Annotated in this window: 15 protein-coding genes and 1 pseudogene; 9 read left to right on the top strand and 7 right to left on the bottom strand. The window is 71.0% G+C overall.

Annotated features, from left to right (window positions below; translation table 11 throughout):
- The first annotated feature begins 283 nt into the window (after positions 1 to 283).
- The gene (locus K4S16_RS32835; protein ID WP_149262962.1) at positions 284 to 1,333 is read left to right on the top strand and encodes an LLM class flavin-dependent oxidoreductase; all 1,050 of its coding nucleotides are present in this window, start codon (positions 284 to 286) and stop codon (positions 1,331 to 1,333) included.
- A gap of 91 nt (positions 1,334 to 1,424) precedes the next feature.
- Here the strand turns inward: K4S16_RS32835 and K4S16_RS47005 are convergent.
- Together K4S16_RS47005 and K4S16_RS32825 are read right to left on the bottom strand one after the other, a co-directional pair.
- Positions 1,425 to 1,577: pseudogene (locus K4S16_RS47005) on the bottom strand (tyrosine-type recombinase/integrase); the annotation flags it as partial.
- Between the two features lie 615 nt (positions 1,578 to 2,192).
- Positions 2,193 to 2,483: a hypothetical protein gene (locus K4S16_RS32825; RefSeq protein WP_149262960.1), complete on the bottom strand. Its 291-nt coding sequence runs from the start codon at positions 2,481 to 2,483 to the stop codon at positions 2,193 to 2,195.
- A gap of 476 nt (positions 2,484 to 2,959) precedes the next feature.
- Here K4S16_RS32825 and K4S16_RS32820 point away from each other — a divergent pair, with 476 nt between their 5' ends.
- Positions 2,960 to 3,625 (top strand): metallophosphatase domain-containing protein, encoded by a 666-nt coding sequence (locus K4S16_RS32820; RefSeq protein ID WP_149262959.1) that lies wholly within the window; start codon positions 2,960 to 2,962, stop codon positions 3,623 to 3,625.
- Positions 3,626 to 3,684: 59 nt separating this feature from the next.
- On the opposite strand, the gene K4S16_RS32815 is transcribed toward K4S16_RS32820, so the two are convergent.
- From K4S16_RS32815 to K4S16_RS32800, 4 genes are all read right to left on the bottom strand, one after another.
- Positions 3,685 to 4,242 (bottom strand): hypothetical protein, encoded by a 558-nt coding sequence (locus K4S16_RS32815; RefSeq protein WP_149262958.1) that lies wholly within the window; start codon positions 4,240 to 4,242, stop codon positions 3,685 to 3,687.
- A gap of 99 nt (positions 4,243 to 4,341) precedes the next feature.
- A complete protein-coding gene (locus tag K4S16_RS32810) occupies positions 4,342 to 4,800 on the bottom strand; it encodes an NUDIX domain-containing protein (protein ID WP_149262957.1) in 459 nt (152 codons plus the stop codon).
- A gap of 123 nt (positions 4,801 to 4,923) precedes the next feature.
- The gene (locus K4S16_RS32805) at positions 4,924 to 5,349 is read right to left on the bottom strand and encodes a peptidase inhibitor family I36 protein (RefSeq protein WP_149262956.1); all 426 of its coding nucleotides are present in this window, start codon (positions 5,347 to 5,349) and stop codon (positions 4,924 to 4,926) included.
- A 213-nt stretch (positions 5,350 to 5,562) separates the two neighbouring features.
- Positions 5,563 to 6,690 (bottom strand): serine hydrolase, encoded by a 1,128-nt coding sequence (locus K4S16_RS32800; RefSeq protein ID WP_149262955.1) that lies wholly within the window; start codon positions 6,688 to 6,690, stop codon positions 5,563 to 5,565.
- A 184-nt stretch (positions 6,691 to 6,874) separates the two neighbouring features.
- Here K4S16_RS32800 and K4S16_RS32795 point away from each other — a divergent pair, with 184 nt between their 5' ends.
- Positions 6,875 to 8,113 (top strand): cytochrome P450, encoded by a 1,239-nt coding sequence (locus K4S16_RS32795; RefSeq protein WP_160161110.1) that lies wholly within the window; start codon positions 6,875 to 6,877, stop codon positions 8,111 to 8,113.
- Positions 8,114 to 8,122: 9 nt separating this feature from the next.
- On the opposite strand, the gene K4S16_RS32790 is transcribed toward K4S16_RS32795, so the two are convergent.
- On the bottom strand, positions 8,123 to 9,295 hold the full coding sequence (locus tag K4S16_RS32790) for an FAD-binding oxidoreductase (protein ID WP_149262953.1): 1,173 nt from the start codon (positions 9,293 to 9,295) through the stop codon (positions 8,123 to 8,125).
- A gap of 185 nt (positions 9,296 to 9,480) precedes the next feature.
- Here K4S16_RS32790 and K4S16_RS32785 point away from each other — a divergent pair, with 185 nt between their 5' ends.
- The 6 genes from K4S16_RS32785 to K4S16_RS32760 all read left to right on the top strand — a co-directional run bounded on the left by K4S16_RS32785 (position 9,481) and on the right by K4S16_RS32760 (position 15,461).
- Positions 9,481 to 10,146: a TetR/AcrR family transcriptional regulator gene (locus tag K4S16_RS32785; protein ID WP_160161109.1), complete on the top strand. Its 666-nt coding sequence runs from the start codon at positions 9,481 to 9,483 to the stop codon at positions 10,144 to 10,146.
- Positions 10,147 to 10,177: 31 nt separating this feature from the next.
- The gene (locus K4S16_RS32780; RefSeq protein WP_149262951.1) at positions 10,178 to 10,468 is read left to right on the top strand and encodes a GlsB/YeaQ/YmgE family stress response membrane protein; all 291 of its coding nucleotides are present in this window, start codon (positions 10,178 to 10,180) and stop codon (positions 10,466 to 10,468) included.
- A 186-nt stretch (positions 10,469 to 10,654) separates the two neighbouring features.
- Positions 10,655 to 10,942, top strand: a complete 288-nt coding sequence (locus K4S16_RS32775) for a DUF485 domain-containing protein (protein WP_149262950.1) — start codon at positions 10,655 to 10,657, stop codon at positions 10,940 to 10,942.
- Positions 10,939 to 12,603: a cation acetate symporter gene (locus tag K4S16_RS32770; protein WP_149262949.1), complete on the top strand. Its 1,665-nt coding sequence runs from the start codon at positions 10,939 to 10,941 to the stop codon at positions 12,601 to 12,603. Before K4S16_RS32775 ends, K4S16_RS32770 begins: the two co-directional genes overlap by 4 nt.
- Before the next feature lie 190 nt (positions 12,604 to 12,793).
- Complete coding sequence (locus K4S16_RS32765) at positions 12,794 to 15,055, top strand: S8 family serine peptidase (RefSeq protein ID WP_149262948.1); 2,262 nt, start codon at positions 12,794 to 12,796, stop codon at positions 15,053 to 15,055.
- A 121-nt stretch (positions 15,056 to 15,176) separates the two neighbouring features.
- Positions 15,177 to 15,461 carry an SHOCT domain-containing protein gene (locus K4S16_RS32760; protein WP_200842256.1) on the top strand — a complete coding sequence of 95 codons (285 nt, stop codon included), beginning with the start codon at positions 15,177 to 15,179 and terminating at the stop codon, positions 15,459 to 15,461.
- Positions 15,462 to 15,522 lie beyond the last annotated feature (61 nt).

Here is a 15,522-nt window from a genome sequence, read left to right as displayed (position 1 = left end):
GTGCAACCAAGTCGCAGCCCATCTATTGACCGGCGCATTATCGTGGCCGCTAAGGTGCCATTTCTCGGCATTGGTGCTGCCAAATTGCGCTAAAGAACTGACGGGTCGCGGGCGCTTGCTGGTCACGGCGCCGGATGCGCCGTCCCTGCGAGCCCTGGGAGATGACCGAATCGGACGCTCCCGACCGAGTGGTGGTGTGCTCCTTGGCGTGCAGCGCTGGGTACGGGGATCCATGCAGAGCTGTTGAGCCGTCACACTGGGCGAGTTCGACTTTGGGGGTTTGATGCGTGCAGGCGTCGTGGTCGCCGCCCACCCCGGCGTGGAGGAGCTCGCCGTGCGGGCCGAGGAGTTGGGCTTGGACAGCTTCTGGGTCAACGACACCCCTATGGTCCACGGTGACCCTTTCATCGCCCTGGGACTGTGCGCGAAAGCCACCAGCCGCATCAGGCTCGGCATCGGCGTGACCTCACCGGCGCTGCGCTCGGCTCCGGCCGCCGCCAGCGGGCTCGCCAGCCTCAACGCCCTGGCGCCGAGCCGGATCATCTGCGGAGTCGGCACAGGGAACACCGCCCGGCGCACCCTGGGGATGCGGCCGACCACGGCGGCCACGCTGGAGAACTTCACCGCCGCACTGCAGGACCTGTGCGCCGGGCACCCGACCGAATACCGCGAAGGCGACCGGCGTCGCGACATCCGGTTCCTGCACGCCGGGGCGCACGTGAACACCGCCGACCCGATCGAGTTCGTCGTCGCCGCGCAGGGCGGACCGAAGGCCGCCGCCGTCGCCGGCCGCCGCGGCGCCGGCCTCATCTCCTTCGGCCTGCTGGACCCCGCCGCGTGGCGAGCGTTGCACGACGCCCGCCGCACGCCGGTGGCGCCCCGCGACCCTGACTCCCGAGTGAACTCCTATGTGGTCACCGCGCTCCACGTACTCGACGAGGACGAGGACCCGCACGGCGACGCGGCCCGGGACGCGACGGGCCACCTCGTCCTGTCGCTGCTGGCCTTCGCCGCCGACACACCCGCCTTCGCCGAGCGGCTCGGTCCCGCGGAACGCGAGGCGGTGCGGCGATTCCTCGACCGGCGCGGCACCACCGCCACCGCGCCGGACAGGCACACCAAGCTCTACCCCAACTACCTCGGACGCATCGCACCGCAGGATCGGGACCTGGTCCTGCCTCCGCTGATGAACACCCTGGCCCTTGTCGGCACCCGCGCCGACCTCCTCACCCGCATCACCACTCTGGAACAGGCCGGCGTCGACGAACTTCTCATCCAGCCAGTGATCGACCCACCCGCCGAAATGGCCCAGCTCGCGAACCTCCTCACCTGACTGGGCCCGCCGGTCGTGCGCACGCGTGGAGGCGTGCGAATCCCCGCCGGTGAATATGGACGAGACGTAAGGCCGTGAAGGTCTCTGCTGATCAACTCTGCACGTCCTTCGTGACGGTGATGCCCTTGTGCCCGAGGATCTCCGGGACCACGTGAAGGGGCGTCCCCGGCGCCGGCATCAGCGAAGCCCCCGATTGCCGCAGCTCATGCGGATGCCAATGAGCGAGTCCCACCCGCTTGGCGAGCTTGGAGAACGCGGGGGGAGAAGTTGTCTGGGGCGGTAGGCGTGCCCATCTCGGAGCGTAAGATCAGCCCACGATCCCGTCGGCTTCCGAGCGCAAGGCGCGTCTTCCGGCCGCTGGGTGGTCCCGCGCCGGGCAGTGGGGACGCGGGGCCTCGTCGCGCGATGCTGCGCAGAACCGGGTCGGAGTGCTTGAACTCGCCCGCCGCGAGCGCGTCCAGTTGGCCAGGCCTCTCCGGTGCGTGCGGTGGGGGTGCCGGTCACCGAACGGGCCCGTGGGGGTGGGCATCGTCCACCGCTGCCCCGTCCATCAGTCGCCAGCGGTCACGGAGTCCGCGCCGCCGCCAGGACGAGCCAGCGCCGTTGCGTCGAAGCCCGTTCACCAATTAGCGCCAAGGCCACGCCGTGCCCGAAGACCATTGCGGTTCGTCATGGGCCGCCCGGGGGAGTGGTTCAGCGTGCGCTACTGGGCAACCCCGTGGTTCCCAGACCCATCCTGAGTCGGAGGGCATTCCCGCGCGGAGCGATCTATCAAGGGTTGCGCGCCGTTCGCGCGGGAGCACCCTGCGGATGGGCAGTTCGTCTGCTGCGGTGCGCGGGCCGGCGGCAGACGGGATGCTCAAGCGGGTGGCTCCTGCTGGTCACGTACGAAAGTCGCTCCTGCATGCCGGGCGCTCTCCGCTACCTCCAGAAGCAGAGGCCGCAGCACATCTTCGGGTATGTGTGACGCGTCCGTCATCACCACCTCGCACGGGCGCTCCAGGTCCTCATCCGGCACCAGCACATGGACCAGCAGTCCGCCGTCACTGCTCATATCGGTCAGTTCGATGCTCCAGGCATCGTCGGGCAGGGAGTAGTAGGACAACAGTTCATAGAGGGTCCCGCCGTGATAAAGGTACTCCGTGGGCATGTCCCGATCATCCCAGCGCGGAAGACCGACGCGGAAGAATTACGGAACGGACGGTCCCGATCGTGTTCGTGGGGCATCTATTCCCAGGCCAGGGATTACTTACTGCCTGTCTGTGGTCACGCCACCGCGCCGCATGCAACGGACAGCAGTGCGGACGTGCCCAAGCCGATAGTGCCGATAGTGAGACCTGACCTATACCGGGCAATGGCTCCACTGCGGTGAACCGGACGATTGCTCGAGCTTGTCCCAGAGAGCTGGTTTCGCCTGAACAGTGGGCCGCCGAGTAACCGCGCCCCGAGTGCCAGGTGAGCTTTGAGAACGTGTACGAGAAGGTGCCTGGGGCGGTAGGCGTGCTCGCCGCGGACGTGGCGGATCGCCCGTGACCTCAGCCATGACAGGGTCCAGCCAGGCTGTCCAGGTCCGGACCTCGTGCTCATGTCTTCAAGGGTGGTACGGGGGCTCAGTACGCTGGCCTTATGCGGATTGTCGCGGTTGCCGATACGCACACCTATCATCGCGAGCTCGCTGTTCCCGAGGGGGACGTCTTTGTGCACGCCGGTGACCTGTGCCGGCGCGGCAAGGACCTCAGAGAACTCGAGGACGCCGCGGACTGGATTCAGGACCTTCCGCATCGGACGAAGGTCGTCGTCGCAGGCAACCACGACTGGATGTTCCTGGACGAGCCCGGACGGGCTCGGGCCGTCCTGGCCGACCGCGGCATCCGCTATCTGGAGGACAGCGGAACAGAGATCGACGGCGTCACGTTCTGGGGCAGTCCCTGGCAGCCGGAGTTCAACGAGTGGGCGTTCAATCTTCCCCGAGGACGTCCGCTCGCCGAGAAATGGGCGATGATTCCGGACGGCGTCGACGTCCTCGTGACGCACGGGCCTCCGCTCGGAATCGGTGACGCGAACGCCTATCCCGGACGCCACGGGTGCGAGGACCTGTTGGTCCGGGTGCGGCAGATCCGTCCCAAGCTGCACCTGTTCGGTCACATCCATCAGGACGGGGGCCTCTGGCGGCACGGGGAGACGACTTTCGCCAATGTCACCACGTGGGAGTGCGAGCGCGGCCCGACTGTCGTCCGCTTGGAGGCCTCGGGCGCCGTGGGCGAGAGGGTGCCACCGGCACGAACCCGCTGAACCGAACTTGGCGCGCTCCCAGGGGGTACAGGCGAGGGGCTCTGCGCCGGGTGTACCGCTTACCGGTCGGCTGCGGATGGCGGGGCGGGAGTAGGAGCCCAGGCCGGTGGTTCGATGCCGCGGATCTCCACTTCTGGGTTGATCAGGTGCAGGCGGTACACCAGGCCTCGGAAGTCCTCAGTGACGCCTCTGGAGGGGCGGGTGCCGCGGAACCTGTGACGCGGGTCGGGGAGGTAGGTCATGGTCTGCCAGATCCGGAACCCTCCGTCGTTCCAGCGGACCCGCGCGAAGCCGAATCCTCTGCGGGCGCCTGCGGAAAGGCCGATCTCGGTGAAACGCCGCACCTCCACCTCGATGTGCTGCCCAAGTCCGGTGACCGTCAGACGGCCATCGTTCGTCAGTACGACGTCCCGTGCGAGGAGGACGCTCGGGACGAGGACCGCCACACTGACCACAATCGGCGAAGCCAGGTAGGACGGAGTTCCCGCTTGCGTGGCCAGCCAATACAGCGGAAACAGGGCAGACGCCACTACGACTGTGATGAGCGCGGCAATGTATGGCGGCAGGTAGGCGCGATAGTGAAGAGAGCGCCCGCCCGCTTCGTCACTCTGTGCCATCGACCCAACTCCATCAGGTCCGGGGATCCCCACAGCACCAACCTGACATGGCGCAGAGCGCTCGACAATCCTCGGCGGCCGCGACGAAGCCCGTGGCATCTACTGCTGGTCGTCGGCCTTGGTGGTCCAGTGGGGGTCGATACGGTTGAGCCAGGCGTCTTGGTCATCCGCCAGGGGCTGGTCCAGGGGCAGCGGCAGGAAGCGGCAGGCGAAGGTCAGCCCGGCGTCGTCCCCATCGCCGCTTACGGCATGGCTCCACGCGTCTTCCGTGGTCGCGGGTGCCTGAAGGTGGAAGTACGTGGTCCTGCGCGGCCGATGGGTCGCGGGGTCGGGCCTGGTGTCCACGGCGATCTGCTCGACCACGGAGACGGTGTGCAGGCCGGTCTCTTCGACGACCTCGCGCAAGACGGCCTGTTCCAGGTCCTCGCCGGGACGGACGCCGCCGGCGGGGACCTGCGTACCGGCTTGCGGCATGCCAACGTGGTCGAAGACGAGGAGTTCGGGGACGGCCCCATGTCTGATCACGTAGGCGGCGACACGGATCCTGGGTCGGGTCATCCGAGCATTGTGGCTCTTTCGGGTTCGCACCTGATGCCGCGCCGGCCGCCGATCGTCCAAGGCCGTCCGGCCGGTTGGGGAGGCCGGCCGGACGGCGGTTCGGAGCGGGGGCCGAGTCGTGTGTCAGCCCCAGGCGACCAGGTCGACGGTGTCGTTGTCGGACTCCGGCTCCTCCAGGGGGTGGCCGGGGGGAAGCGGACGGGCCTTGCCCTCTTCCGCGTCGATCAGTATGGCCACGTCGTGGGTGTTGTTGATCCAGGAGGAGACGTTGTTGGCGGCCGTGTCGTCGCCCATGGGCAGGTCCATGAGGGCGACCCTGTAGCCGGCGCCGATGCCGTAGGCCGGGCCCTGCCGGTTGTAGTCGCGGTAGAGGCAGAGGGTGGCCGGGGGGCAGGCCTCGCCGTCGTTGAGCTGGACGACGCCGGGCGGCAGGTCCGCCTGGGCCGGGGCGGCGGCCTGCGCGGCCGTCGAGACGGCGGAGCCGGTCACGGTCGCGCAGGTGGCCAGGGCCGTCGCGGATATCAGTAGGCGCGCTTTCCAGTTCGCCATTGGGGGGATCTCCGTTTCGTGTGAATCGTTGTGCGGCAAGAGTGACGCCGCGCGACTACATTTGCACGGAGAGTGAGAAGTGCACCAGATTGCAGTGGTGGCCTTATGCGGTCACATGATTACTTTCCGTGGCTCTTTGCTGGTGGTGCGTTGCCTGATAAGCGGGGAGCGGTCACGCGGTGCTTCACTGTGCGTAGCTCGATGGCCGGAGGGTCAGGGGCCGCACAGGGCGGCCGGGAGGGCTTCCTCCATGGCCTTGTCCAGGGTGGGGCCGCCGCCCGGGTTGAGGTTGACCATGACGGTGGCCTGCCTGCCGTCCGTCGTGGCGCCTGTGCGGACGCTGAAGCCGAGCATGTCGCCGTCGTGTCCCCAGAAGCCGTCCTTGCAGGTGGACGAGTTCTTGCCGGGAATCCACTCCAGCCCCAAGCCGTACTCGGAGTGTGAGGTGCGTCCGGTGGGACGGGTCGCCAGCATTTCCCGCATCTGGGCCGGCTTCAGCAGGCGTCCCCGGAGGAGGGCCGACATGAAGCGGTCGAGGTCCGAGGCGCTGGAGATCATGCCGCCTCCGGCTCCGGCCACGGTCGGGTTGAGGCGGGTGATGTCCACCGGTTCGGATTCCGGCCGCACGTACCCGTGGGGGTGCGGGCCCGGGATGCCGGGAGCGTCCGTCGGGACGAAGGTGTCGTGCAGTCCCAGCGGACCGATCACGCGGCGGCGGATCTCCTTGCCGTACGGATGCCCGGTCACGCTCTCGATGATCATCCCGGCCACGAGGTAGTTGGTGTTGGAGTACCCCCAGCCGTCGCCCGGCTTGAACTCCCGCTGGTGCGGGAGGGCGATGTCCAGCAGCTCCCGCGGCTCCCAGTGCCGGAGCGGGTCCTTGAGGATCTCCAGTGGCGACATGTAGTCCAGGACGTCCGGCAGTCCGCTGGTGTGCTGGAGCAGCTGGCGGACGGTGATCTCCCGCCCGTCGTTGTCCGCGCCGCGCACCACGCCGGGCAGGTACCGCTCGACCGGGGCGTCCAGGTCGACGCGGCCCTCGCCGACGAGCTGCAGGACGACGGTCGCGACGAACGGCTTCGTCAGGCTGCCGATCCGGAAGCGGCTGCGGGGGTCCACCGGCGCGCCCGTCCTGATGTCGGCGACCCCGCCGGTGGCCGTCACGCTGCCGTGCCGGTCGTGGAACTCCACGAGTGCGCCGGGAGCGCCGTCCGGGCCGCTGAGGCTTTCCACCACCTGCCGCAGGCGGACGGGGCCGGTCGCCTCCGCCGGGGAGGCCGAGGCCGTGACCGCCAAGGCCAGGGCGATCGCCGTCGCGCGTACTCCGTTTCTTCTGATCATGGACGGGACGATAGGAAGCGGCGGGCCGAGCGCGCATCGGGCGCGTGAGCCATCCGTGCCCTCACCCGTGATGGGGAGCCCCGCATGGGTTGTCGGGGATTCGGGCGGTTCCTACGGTTGAGGTATGGACCAACGGGGTGTGCGGGGGCCAGGGGCGGTCGAGGCTTTCCGGTGGTGGGGGCGGATGGCCCGGAATCCGCTCGACACGTACAACGCCCTCGCCAGACGTTATGGGGACGCCGTCCGGGTGCCGTTCGGACGGAACCGGGCGTTCTTCCTGCTCTCGCGTCCCGAACACGCCGAACGGATTCTGGTCGCCAACCAGGACAACTACGTCAAGGCGTTCACGTATCGGCCGCTCCGGGCCGTCCTCGGGGACGGGCTCCTGACGAGCGAAGGCGATATCTGGCGGCAGCACCGGCGGGTCGTGCAGCCGGTCTTCGCGCACCGGCATGTCAGCGGATTCGCGCCGCAGATGGTCGAGACGGCTGCTCAGGTCGTCGGACGGTGGCCCGACGACGTGACCCTGGACGCGGCAGGGGAACTGCGTCGGCTCACGTTGGGCATCGTGGGGCGGGCCCTGTTCGGCAGCCAGCTCGAAGGGGAGGCCGAGAGGACGGGGCGGGCGCTTGAGGCGCTCCAACGCGGTGCCGTGGTCGGGACCTTCATGCCAGGGGTGACCGCTAAGCGCGCGGTGTATCAGCGGGTACCGGGCCTTGGGAGCGCGCTGGAGTACCTGGACGGGATGGTGCAACGGGTCGTCGGGGGCTCGTCCGGCGGCGAATTGCTGAATCTCCTAGAAGAGAGCGGCCGGTTCACCGAGGCGGAGCTGCGCGACGAGGTCCTGACGCTGCTGCTCGCCGGGCACGAGACCACGGCGGCCTCGCTCGCCTGGACGTTCATGCTCCTGTCGAAGTACCCGGCGGCCCGGGACCGCCTGGAGGACGAGGTGGACGAGGTCCTCGGCGGCAGGGAGCCGAAGGCCGAGGACGTCGACCAGTTGCCGTGGACGAAGGCCGTCCTGTCGGAGGCGATGCGGCTCTGCCCGCCCGCCTGGACCATCGAACGCGATGCCCTGCAAGACGACGACGTCGCCGGGGTGGAGGTGCCGGCCGGCTCGACGATCGCCGTTCCGCCCTACCTGATCCATCGCAACGCCGACGTCTGGCCCAATCCGGAGGGCTTCCAGCCGGAGCGCTTCATGGGAGAGCAGAAGCACCCCCGGTACGCGTACCTGCCGTTCGGCGGCGGGCGCCGCATCTGCGTGGGCGCCGGTTTCGCGATGCTGGAGGCGACCCTGGTCCTCGCCACCATCGCCCGCACGCACCGGCTCGACCTGGTGCCGGGCGTGCCCGTGCCCAGCCGGGCGGAGATCACGTTCCGTCCTGCCGGGCCCGTGCCGATGCGGGTCATACGTAGGTAGCTCCCTTGCTCAGGCGGGCCGGATGTTGTGGTTGCGGTGGAACACGTTCTGCGGGTCGTAGGCCCTCTTGACCTCGCGCAGCCGCCGGAGGTTCTCGGGGGTGTAGGCGGTGGCCGTCCTGGACGGGTCGTGCAGGAAGTTCAGGAACGAGCCGCCGGTCGCATGGGCGGCGAGCGGTGCGGCGTCTGCCGGGGAGCCGTCGATGGTGAGGGAGAACGGGACGTCCCGGTGCCCGACCGGGCCGGCGTCCGAGGCGGGACTGGCCATGGCGCCGCCCCAGTGCCGGACCTCGATCCCGGACGCGCCGCTGTGGGCGATAGCGGAGATGAGGGCGTCGGGCAGGTCGTCGTAGAGGTGGAAGTGCAGGGGCGCCGTGCCGCCCAGCGACTCGGTCTCGGCGTAGGGCATCGTCCGGAAGTCGTCGTGCAGCGGCGGGCCCGCGGCCTCCAGTAGGGAACGCAACGCGCGCGCGCCGTCTTCGGCGGGTCCCGCGTAGACGCCGCGGACGGCGACGACCCGCCCGTGGTCCGCGTGGTTCGTCAGCGCCACGGAGACCGTGAGCGAGTCGGGACGCGTGGGCGCCTCGTCCCGGAAACGGGTGAGAACGTCGGCGGCGCGTTCGGCGGGGAACAGCGCGACCCCCGCGTAGACCGTCGAGACGGGGTGGAGCCGGAACTCCAGCGACGTGACGACGCCGAAGTTGCCGCTGCCGCCGCGCAGCGCCCAGAACAGGTCGGGGTGGTGGTCGGCGTCGGCGGCGAGGTGCCGGCCGTCGGCGGTGACGAGTTCGGCGCGCAGCAGGTGGTCGGCGGCGAATCCGAACCGGCGCGACAGCCAGCCGACGCCGCCGCCGAGGGTGTAGCCGGCGACGCCGACGGAGGCGTGCGAGCCCGACAGCGGCGACAGGCCGAGCGGCGCGGCCGCGGCGATCACGTGGCTCCAGCGGGCGCCGGCCTCGGCGCGGGCGACGCGGCGGGACGGGTCGACGAGCACGCGGGACATGCGGGACGTCCTCAGCAGCAGCCCCTCGTCCGGCGGGACGACCGTGCCGTGCCCGGTGGCCTGGACGGTCAGCGGCAGCCCGCGCTCGCGGGAGGCGAGGATCGCGGCGCGGACGTCCGCCACGCCGGTGGCGTCGACGGTCAGCGGCTCGGCGGTGCGGGTGCGGATGGCGGTGTCCATGGCGGCTTCCTTTCGGAGGTTTTTTCTCCACTTACTCGCACGGTAACACTGACTGGAGGTTTTGTCTCCACTTAGTCCGGTGCCATCTCGGGGCCGTCGCAGTCGAAGCTATAGTCACGCTTCTTGATAGTCAATTATAGTGACTAAAATGGAATCGGAGGATGGACCTCCACTACGCTGGGGCCATGGGTGCGAAGCAGCGGCCGCTGCGGGCCGACGCGCGGGACAACCGCGACCGGATCCTCGCCGCCGCCCGTGAGGTGTTCGTCGAACAGGGTCCGGGTGCGCCGCTGGAGGAGGTCTCGCGGCGCGCGGGCACGGGCATCGCCACGCTCTACCGGCGCTTCCCCGACCGGCAGGCGCTGACGAGGGCCGTCGCCTTGGACGCGCTAGAGCGCACCAGGGACGAGGTCAAGCGCGCGCGGGACGACGAGCCGAGCGCCTTCGCCGCCCTCGTCCGCTACATGCACCGCGTCCTGGACATCCGCATCGGCGCCGTGTTCCCCGTCCTGCTGGACCACATCCCCTTCGACGACGAGGAGATCGTCGCCACCCGCGACGACGGGGTCACCGTCATGCAGGAACTCGTCGCCACGGCCCAGAAGGACGGCGACCTGCGTCCGGACGTCACCCACGGCGATATCGGGATGCTGCTCGTGCGGCTGTCGCGCCCGCTGCCGGGCCCGATGCCGCGGGAGACGGCCGAGGAACTGGCGCACCGGCACCTCGACCTGATCATCGACGGCCTGCGGGCCGGCCGCCCCGGAGAGTCCGGCCGCCCGGAGGGGCTCGGCGGCCCGGCGCTGACCTTCGAGGACCTGCGCTCCATGGGGGACGGCCCGGCCAGGTGACGTCCCGCCCGGAATGGGCACAGGCAGGGGCATGAACATCACAGGCATCATCACCGCGATCGTCATCGGTGCGATCATCGGGGCGCTCGGCCGGCTGCTGCTGCCCGGTCGCCAGCCCATCGGCGTCCTCATGACCGTGATCGTCGGTATCGTCGCCGCCCTCATCGGGACGGCCGTCGCGCAGCAGGTCGGTGTGGCCACGACCAACGGGATCGACTGGATCGAACTGGTCTTCCAGATCGGCCTGGCGGTGATCGGCGTGGTGATCGTCGCGGCTTTCCGGCGCAGGCATGATCGCGGCCATCGGCGCTACGAACGCTGACGCCGTCCCCGTCTCCTCCGCCTGACCTGGGCCGTCGCGGCCGCCGCCTCCCCGCGGCGGCCTTCTGGCCGTCTCCGGCCGCGGCCATGCGGATCTCGTCAAACGCCGCTTGCGGCAGGCGAAACTTTGATCTCATAGGGCGATTGAAAGGATGCGGAGAGTAACAGAAGGTCAGGGGGAGACCGTATGGCGGGGAGAGTCGCGTCCGTCGCGGGGTACGACAGGTTCCTGCTTCTGCGCAGGCGTTTCCGGCGGGCGGCGGTGGTGGTCACGGCCGGGTTCCTCGGGTGGTATCTCGTCTTCGTCGGGCTGGCCGCGTTCGCGCGCGGCTTCATGGCGCGGACGGTCGCCGGGCACATCAACGTCGCGCTGCTGCTGGGGCTGCTGCAGTTCGTCTCGACGTTCGCATTGACCTGGGGCTACCTGGCGTACGCGCGCCGCCGGCTCGACCCGCTGGCCGGTGAGCTGCGGTGACCGGGCGGACCCTGACCTTCGGCCTGTTCCTGGCGTTCGTCCTGATCACGCTGGGGATCACGGTGTGGGCGCGGGCGACCACGCGCGGCGCCGACGACTTCTACGCGGGCGGCCGGACGTTCACCGGCCCGCAGAACGGGGTCGCGCTCGCCGGCGACTACATGTCGGCCGCGTCCTTCCTCGGCATCGCCGGGATCATCGCGCTGAACGGGTACGACGGGTTCCTGTACTCGATCGGGTTCCTGGTGGCGTGGCTGCTCGCGCTGCTGCTGGTCGAACTGGTCCGCAACGCGGGCCGGTTCACGATGGGGGACGTGCTGGTGCGCCGGGTGCGGCGGCAGGCGCCGGTGCGGCGGGCCGCGGCCGTCTCCACCGTGACCGTGTCGGTGTTCTACCTGCTCGCGCAGATGGTCGGGGCCGGTGCCCTGGTGTCGCTGCTGCTCGGCATCCACCGCGGCGAGCGGTTCCTCGGGATGGACGCGGGCACCGCCAAGACCGTCACGATCGTGGTGGTGGGCGCGCTGATGATCCTCTACGTGGCGTTCGGCGGGATGAAGGCCACCACCTGGGTGCAGATCATCAAGACCGGGCTGCTGATGGCGGGGGCGGCGGTGCTGGCGGGGCTGGTGCTCGGCAGGTTCGGGTTCGACCCGGGGGCGATGCTCGGGTCGGCCGCCGACGCGAGCGGGAAGGGCGAGGCGTTCCTGCGCCCCGGGCTCCAGTACGGGCGGGACGTCCCGGGCGACGCCTACCGCACCGTGGTCAACAAGCTCGACTTCATCAGCCTCGCGCTCGCCCTCGTGCTCGGCACGGTGGGGCTGCCCCACGTCGTCGCGCGCTTCTTCGCCGTCCCGGACGGGCGCGCCGCGCGCACGTCGGTGTCGTGGGCGATCGGCCTCGTCGGCGTCTTCTACCTGATGACGCTCGCGCTCGGCTTCGGTGCGGCGGCCCTGGTGGGACGGTCCGCGATCGTCGCGCAGGACCCGTCCGGCAACACCGCGGTGCCGCAGCTCGCGCGGGCCGTCGGGGAGCACGTCGGCGGACGGGCCGGCGGGGACGTCCTGCTGGCGTTCATCGGGGCGGTGGCGTTCGCGACGATCCTCGCGGTGGTGTCCGGGCTCGTGCTGGCGTCGTCGACGTCGCTGGCGCACGACTACTTCGGACAGGTGCTGATGCTCGGCCGCCCGCGCGAGTCGCAGGAGGTGGCGGTCGCGCGGTTCGCCTCGTTCCTCGTCGGCTCGCTGGCGATCGTCCTGGCGGTGGTCGCCCGCGACCTCAACGTGGCGTTCCTGGTGGCGCTGGCGTTCGCGATGGCGGCCTCGGCGAACGTCCCGGTGATCGTGCTGTCGCTGTTCTGGCGCCGGTTCAACTCCGCCGGGGTCGTCGCGGGCATCTACGGCGGGCTGGTGGCGTCGCTGGTGCTGGTCTTCTTCTCGCCCGTCGTGTCCGGCAAGATCGACCCCGTGACGGGGCAGAGCCTGTCGCTGTTCCCCGCGGGCGTCGACTTCCACCTGTTCCCGCTGGAGAACCCGGGCCTCGTCTCCATCCCGATCGGCTTCGCCTGCGCGGTCGCCGGCACCTTCGCGGGACGCGAGAAGGCCGACCGGGAGCGCTACGACGCCCTCTCGGTGCGGGCGCTGACGGGTGCGGGATCACAGTGACCTGGGCGGTCCGTCCGGGTTAGCATGCCCTGCCCGGTTTGATTACCCGTGGGTACGGAAGACTGATCCGGGAAGATCCGCGCTGTCCAGGACCGTGCCCTAATGTGCCGAGTGCCCGGGCCAGGGGCGGTTCGCGTGGCAGAATGTCACCCGCCGTGGAGCGCGGCGGTCTGCCGGAGGGAGGGGCGGCGTGTCCGAAGCCGGTCGGCGTCGTCCGGCGCATGCCCGACCGGCCGAGCCGCTGCTCCGGCTCGGCGCCCGGACGACCGCGGTCCTCACCGTCCTCACGCTCGGCGCGGCCGTGGCCGTGCCCGCGGCGATGGTCTCCGGCAGCCCGGCCAGCGGGCAGACGGTGCGCGGGGCTTCCGCGGGCGCCGTCGCCGGGCGGCTGCTGAACGCGCCGACCGACCAGATCCGCTCCCGCGAGTGGCACCTCGACGTCCTGCGCGCGCAGAAGGCGTGGCGGTACTCCAGGGGACGCGGCGTCACGGTCGCCGTCCTCGACACCGGCGTCGACAGGCGCCACCCCGACCTCACCGGGCGCGTCGTCACCGGCCCCGACCTCACCGGCGGCGTGCGCCGCCCCGGCAGCCGCTACTGGGGGCTGCACGGGACGTCCATGGCCAGCATCATCGCCGGCCACGGCCACGGCCCCGGGCTGTCGCAGGGCATGATGGGCGTCGCGCCGCTCAGCAACGTCCTGTCCATCCGCGTCACGCTGGAGAACGACGACCCGCTGCGCCGCGACAGCGGGCAGCAGCCGGGCGCCGGCGGCGACCGCGACGCCGTGGCCCAGGGCATCCGGTACGCCGTCGACCACGGCGCCGGCATCATCAACATGTCGCTCGGCGGCGGCCGCCAGGCCTACGACGGCACGCCCTCGCAGGAGAAGGCGATCCGGTACGCGCTCTCCAAGGGCGTCGTGCTCATCGCCTCGGCGGGCAACGACGGCTCCGGCGCGAACCGCAAGAACTTCCCCGCCGCCTACCCGGGTGTGATCGCCGTCGGCGCGCTCGACCGCCGGCTGCGCCTCTGGAAGGACAGCAACCGGCGCTCTGGCGCCGCCGTCTGCGCGCCCGGCGTCGAGATCGTCAGCGCGGACGCCAGCAACGGCTACGTCGTCGGGACGGGCACCAGCGCCTCGTCCGCGATGGTCGCCGGGGTCGCCGCGCTCGTCCGCTCCCGCTACCCGAGACTCAGCCCCGAGGAGGTCAGGCGGGCGCTCCTCCAGGGCTCGCCGGCCCGGCCCGGCCATCCCACCGGCTCGCCCGAATGCCGCGGGACGGTCGACGCGGTGCGGACCCTCGTCGCCGCCAACCAGATCAACAAGACCTCCAGCGGACCGGTGGAGACGCCGCCGCCCCCGGCCCCGACGCCGCAGCCCGCCGCGCAGCCGGTCGGCCGCGACTCCGGCTTCCTGTTCCCGCTCGTCCTCGGCGGCGGCGGGGTGCTGGTCGTCCTCGGGCTCGTGCTCGGCTGGCGGCAGCGGCGGCGCCCGGAGGACGACGACGGGGACGCCGACGCCGTCGCCGACTACGGCCTGCCGTCCGCCCCGTCCGCGCCGCGCGAACCCGTGGCCGCCGGCGCCCCGGCCGTGCCCGCCGGTGCGTACGAGGCGCCCGCGGTCGCGCCGGTCAGCTCGCCGCTCTTCCAGAGCAACGAGGTCTACCAGGCGCCCGCCTTCACGGAGGAGGCCCCGCCGCATGAGGCATTGCCGCAGGAGGCCGTGCCGCTGGACGCCCCGATCTGGGACGTCCCGCCGCCGGACCCCGGCCCCGCGGGTTTTGCTCCGCCGGACGCAGGGTTCGCTGCGCCGGAGGCAGGGTTCGCTGCGCCGGAGGGCGGTTTCGCTCCTCCGGACGCCGGTTTCGCCGAGCCCGCGCCATCGTCCGGCTGGGACGGGAAGCTCCCGCCGCCGATCGAGCCGAAGCAGCCCCCGGTCATGCCGGGCGAGCTGCGCCCGTTCGTCCCCGGCGAGTTCGCCGCGGGCGGGCACGGCACGCGCAACGGGCACGACCCCCTCAACGGGCATGACCCTCTGAACGGGCATGACCCCCTGAACGGGCACGACCCTCTCAACGGGAACGGGCACAACGGCGGCGGGCTCAACGGCTCGGCGCGCGAGGAGCCGTCCGTCCTCGACGACGACGAGTGGGAGGCTTTCCGCCGGGGCGCGCTCGACACGCCGGACCTCCCCGAGACCGGGACGACGGCTCCGCTCGCCGCGGTATCCCCGGAACCCCCGAACGAGCCGCCGCCCCCGCACGTACCTCCCGAGGACGAGGGGCCCCTGGGCGGGTTCCCCGACGTCCCGCTGCCCGGTCCGGGCGATGCCGAACCGCCGGAAGGGCCTGTCCCGCCGCTGGGCACGGCCGATGACGAGCCGCGCGGGCGGCACTCGAAGCCGCCGCGCCCCGCCGACGACGAGGACTACCGGCCGCCCTGGTGGTGAGCGCGGTACTCCGGCGGGCGTAGCGCGAGTGCCTCCGGCCAGGCGATGCGGGCCCCCGTACCCGTCGCCGAGCATCGACTTATCCGAACACAGGAAGGGTCGATGAACGATGGTGACGACGTTGGTGACACAGGCGGCCGCGATGCACCCGGGCGGCTGGAACGACGGGGACGCCCCCGCCTTCTGGCCGGTCTTCCCGGTCATGTTCGGCCTGTTCTGGCTGGCGGTCCTGGGCACCGCCTTCTACTTCATCCGCCGGCGGGTGCGCGACGGCGCCGCGGCGGCCAAGGCGGCGGCCGACCCGATGACCAAGGCGCGGTCGGTGCTCGCCGAGCGCTTCGCCCGAGGCGAGATCGACGAGGACGAGTACCTCACCCGCATGTCAGCCCTCCGCAACAGCGACTGACCGCGAACGGGGCCAGTGTGGGCCCACCCCACACTGGCCCCGTCAGAACGATCGCCGCTTC

The organism is Actinomadura sp. K4S16 (assembly GCF_008327685.1).
In the GTDB taxonomy this organism is placed as follows: Bacteria; Actinomycetota; Actinomycetes; order Streptosporangiales; family Streptosporangiaceae; genus Spirillospora.
Note: the sequence above shows the minus strand (reverse complement) of the source record. Positions and strands in the feature narration are given on the sequence as shown.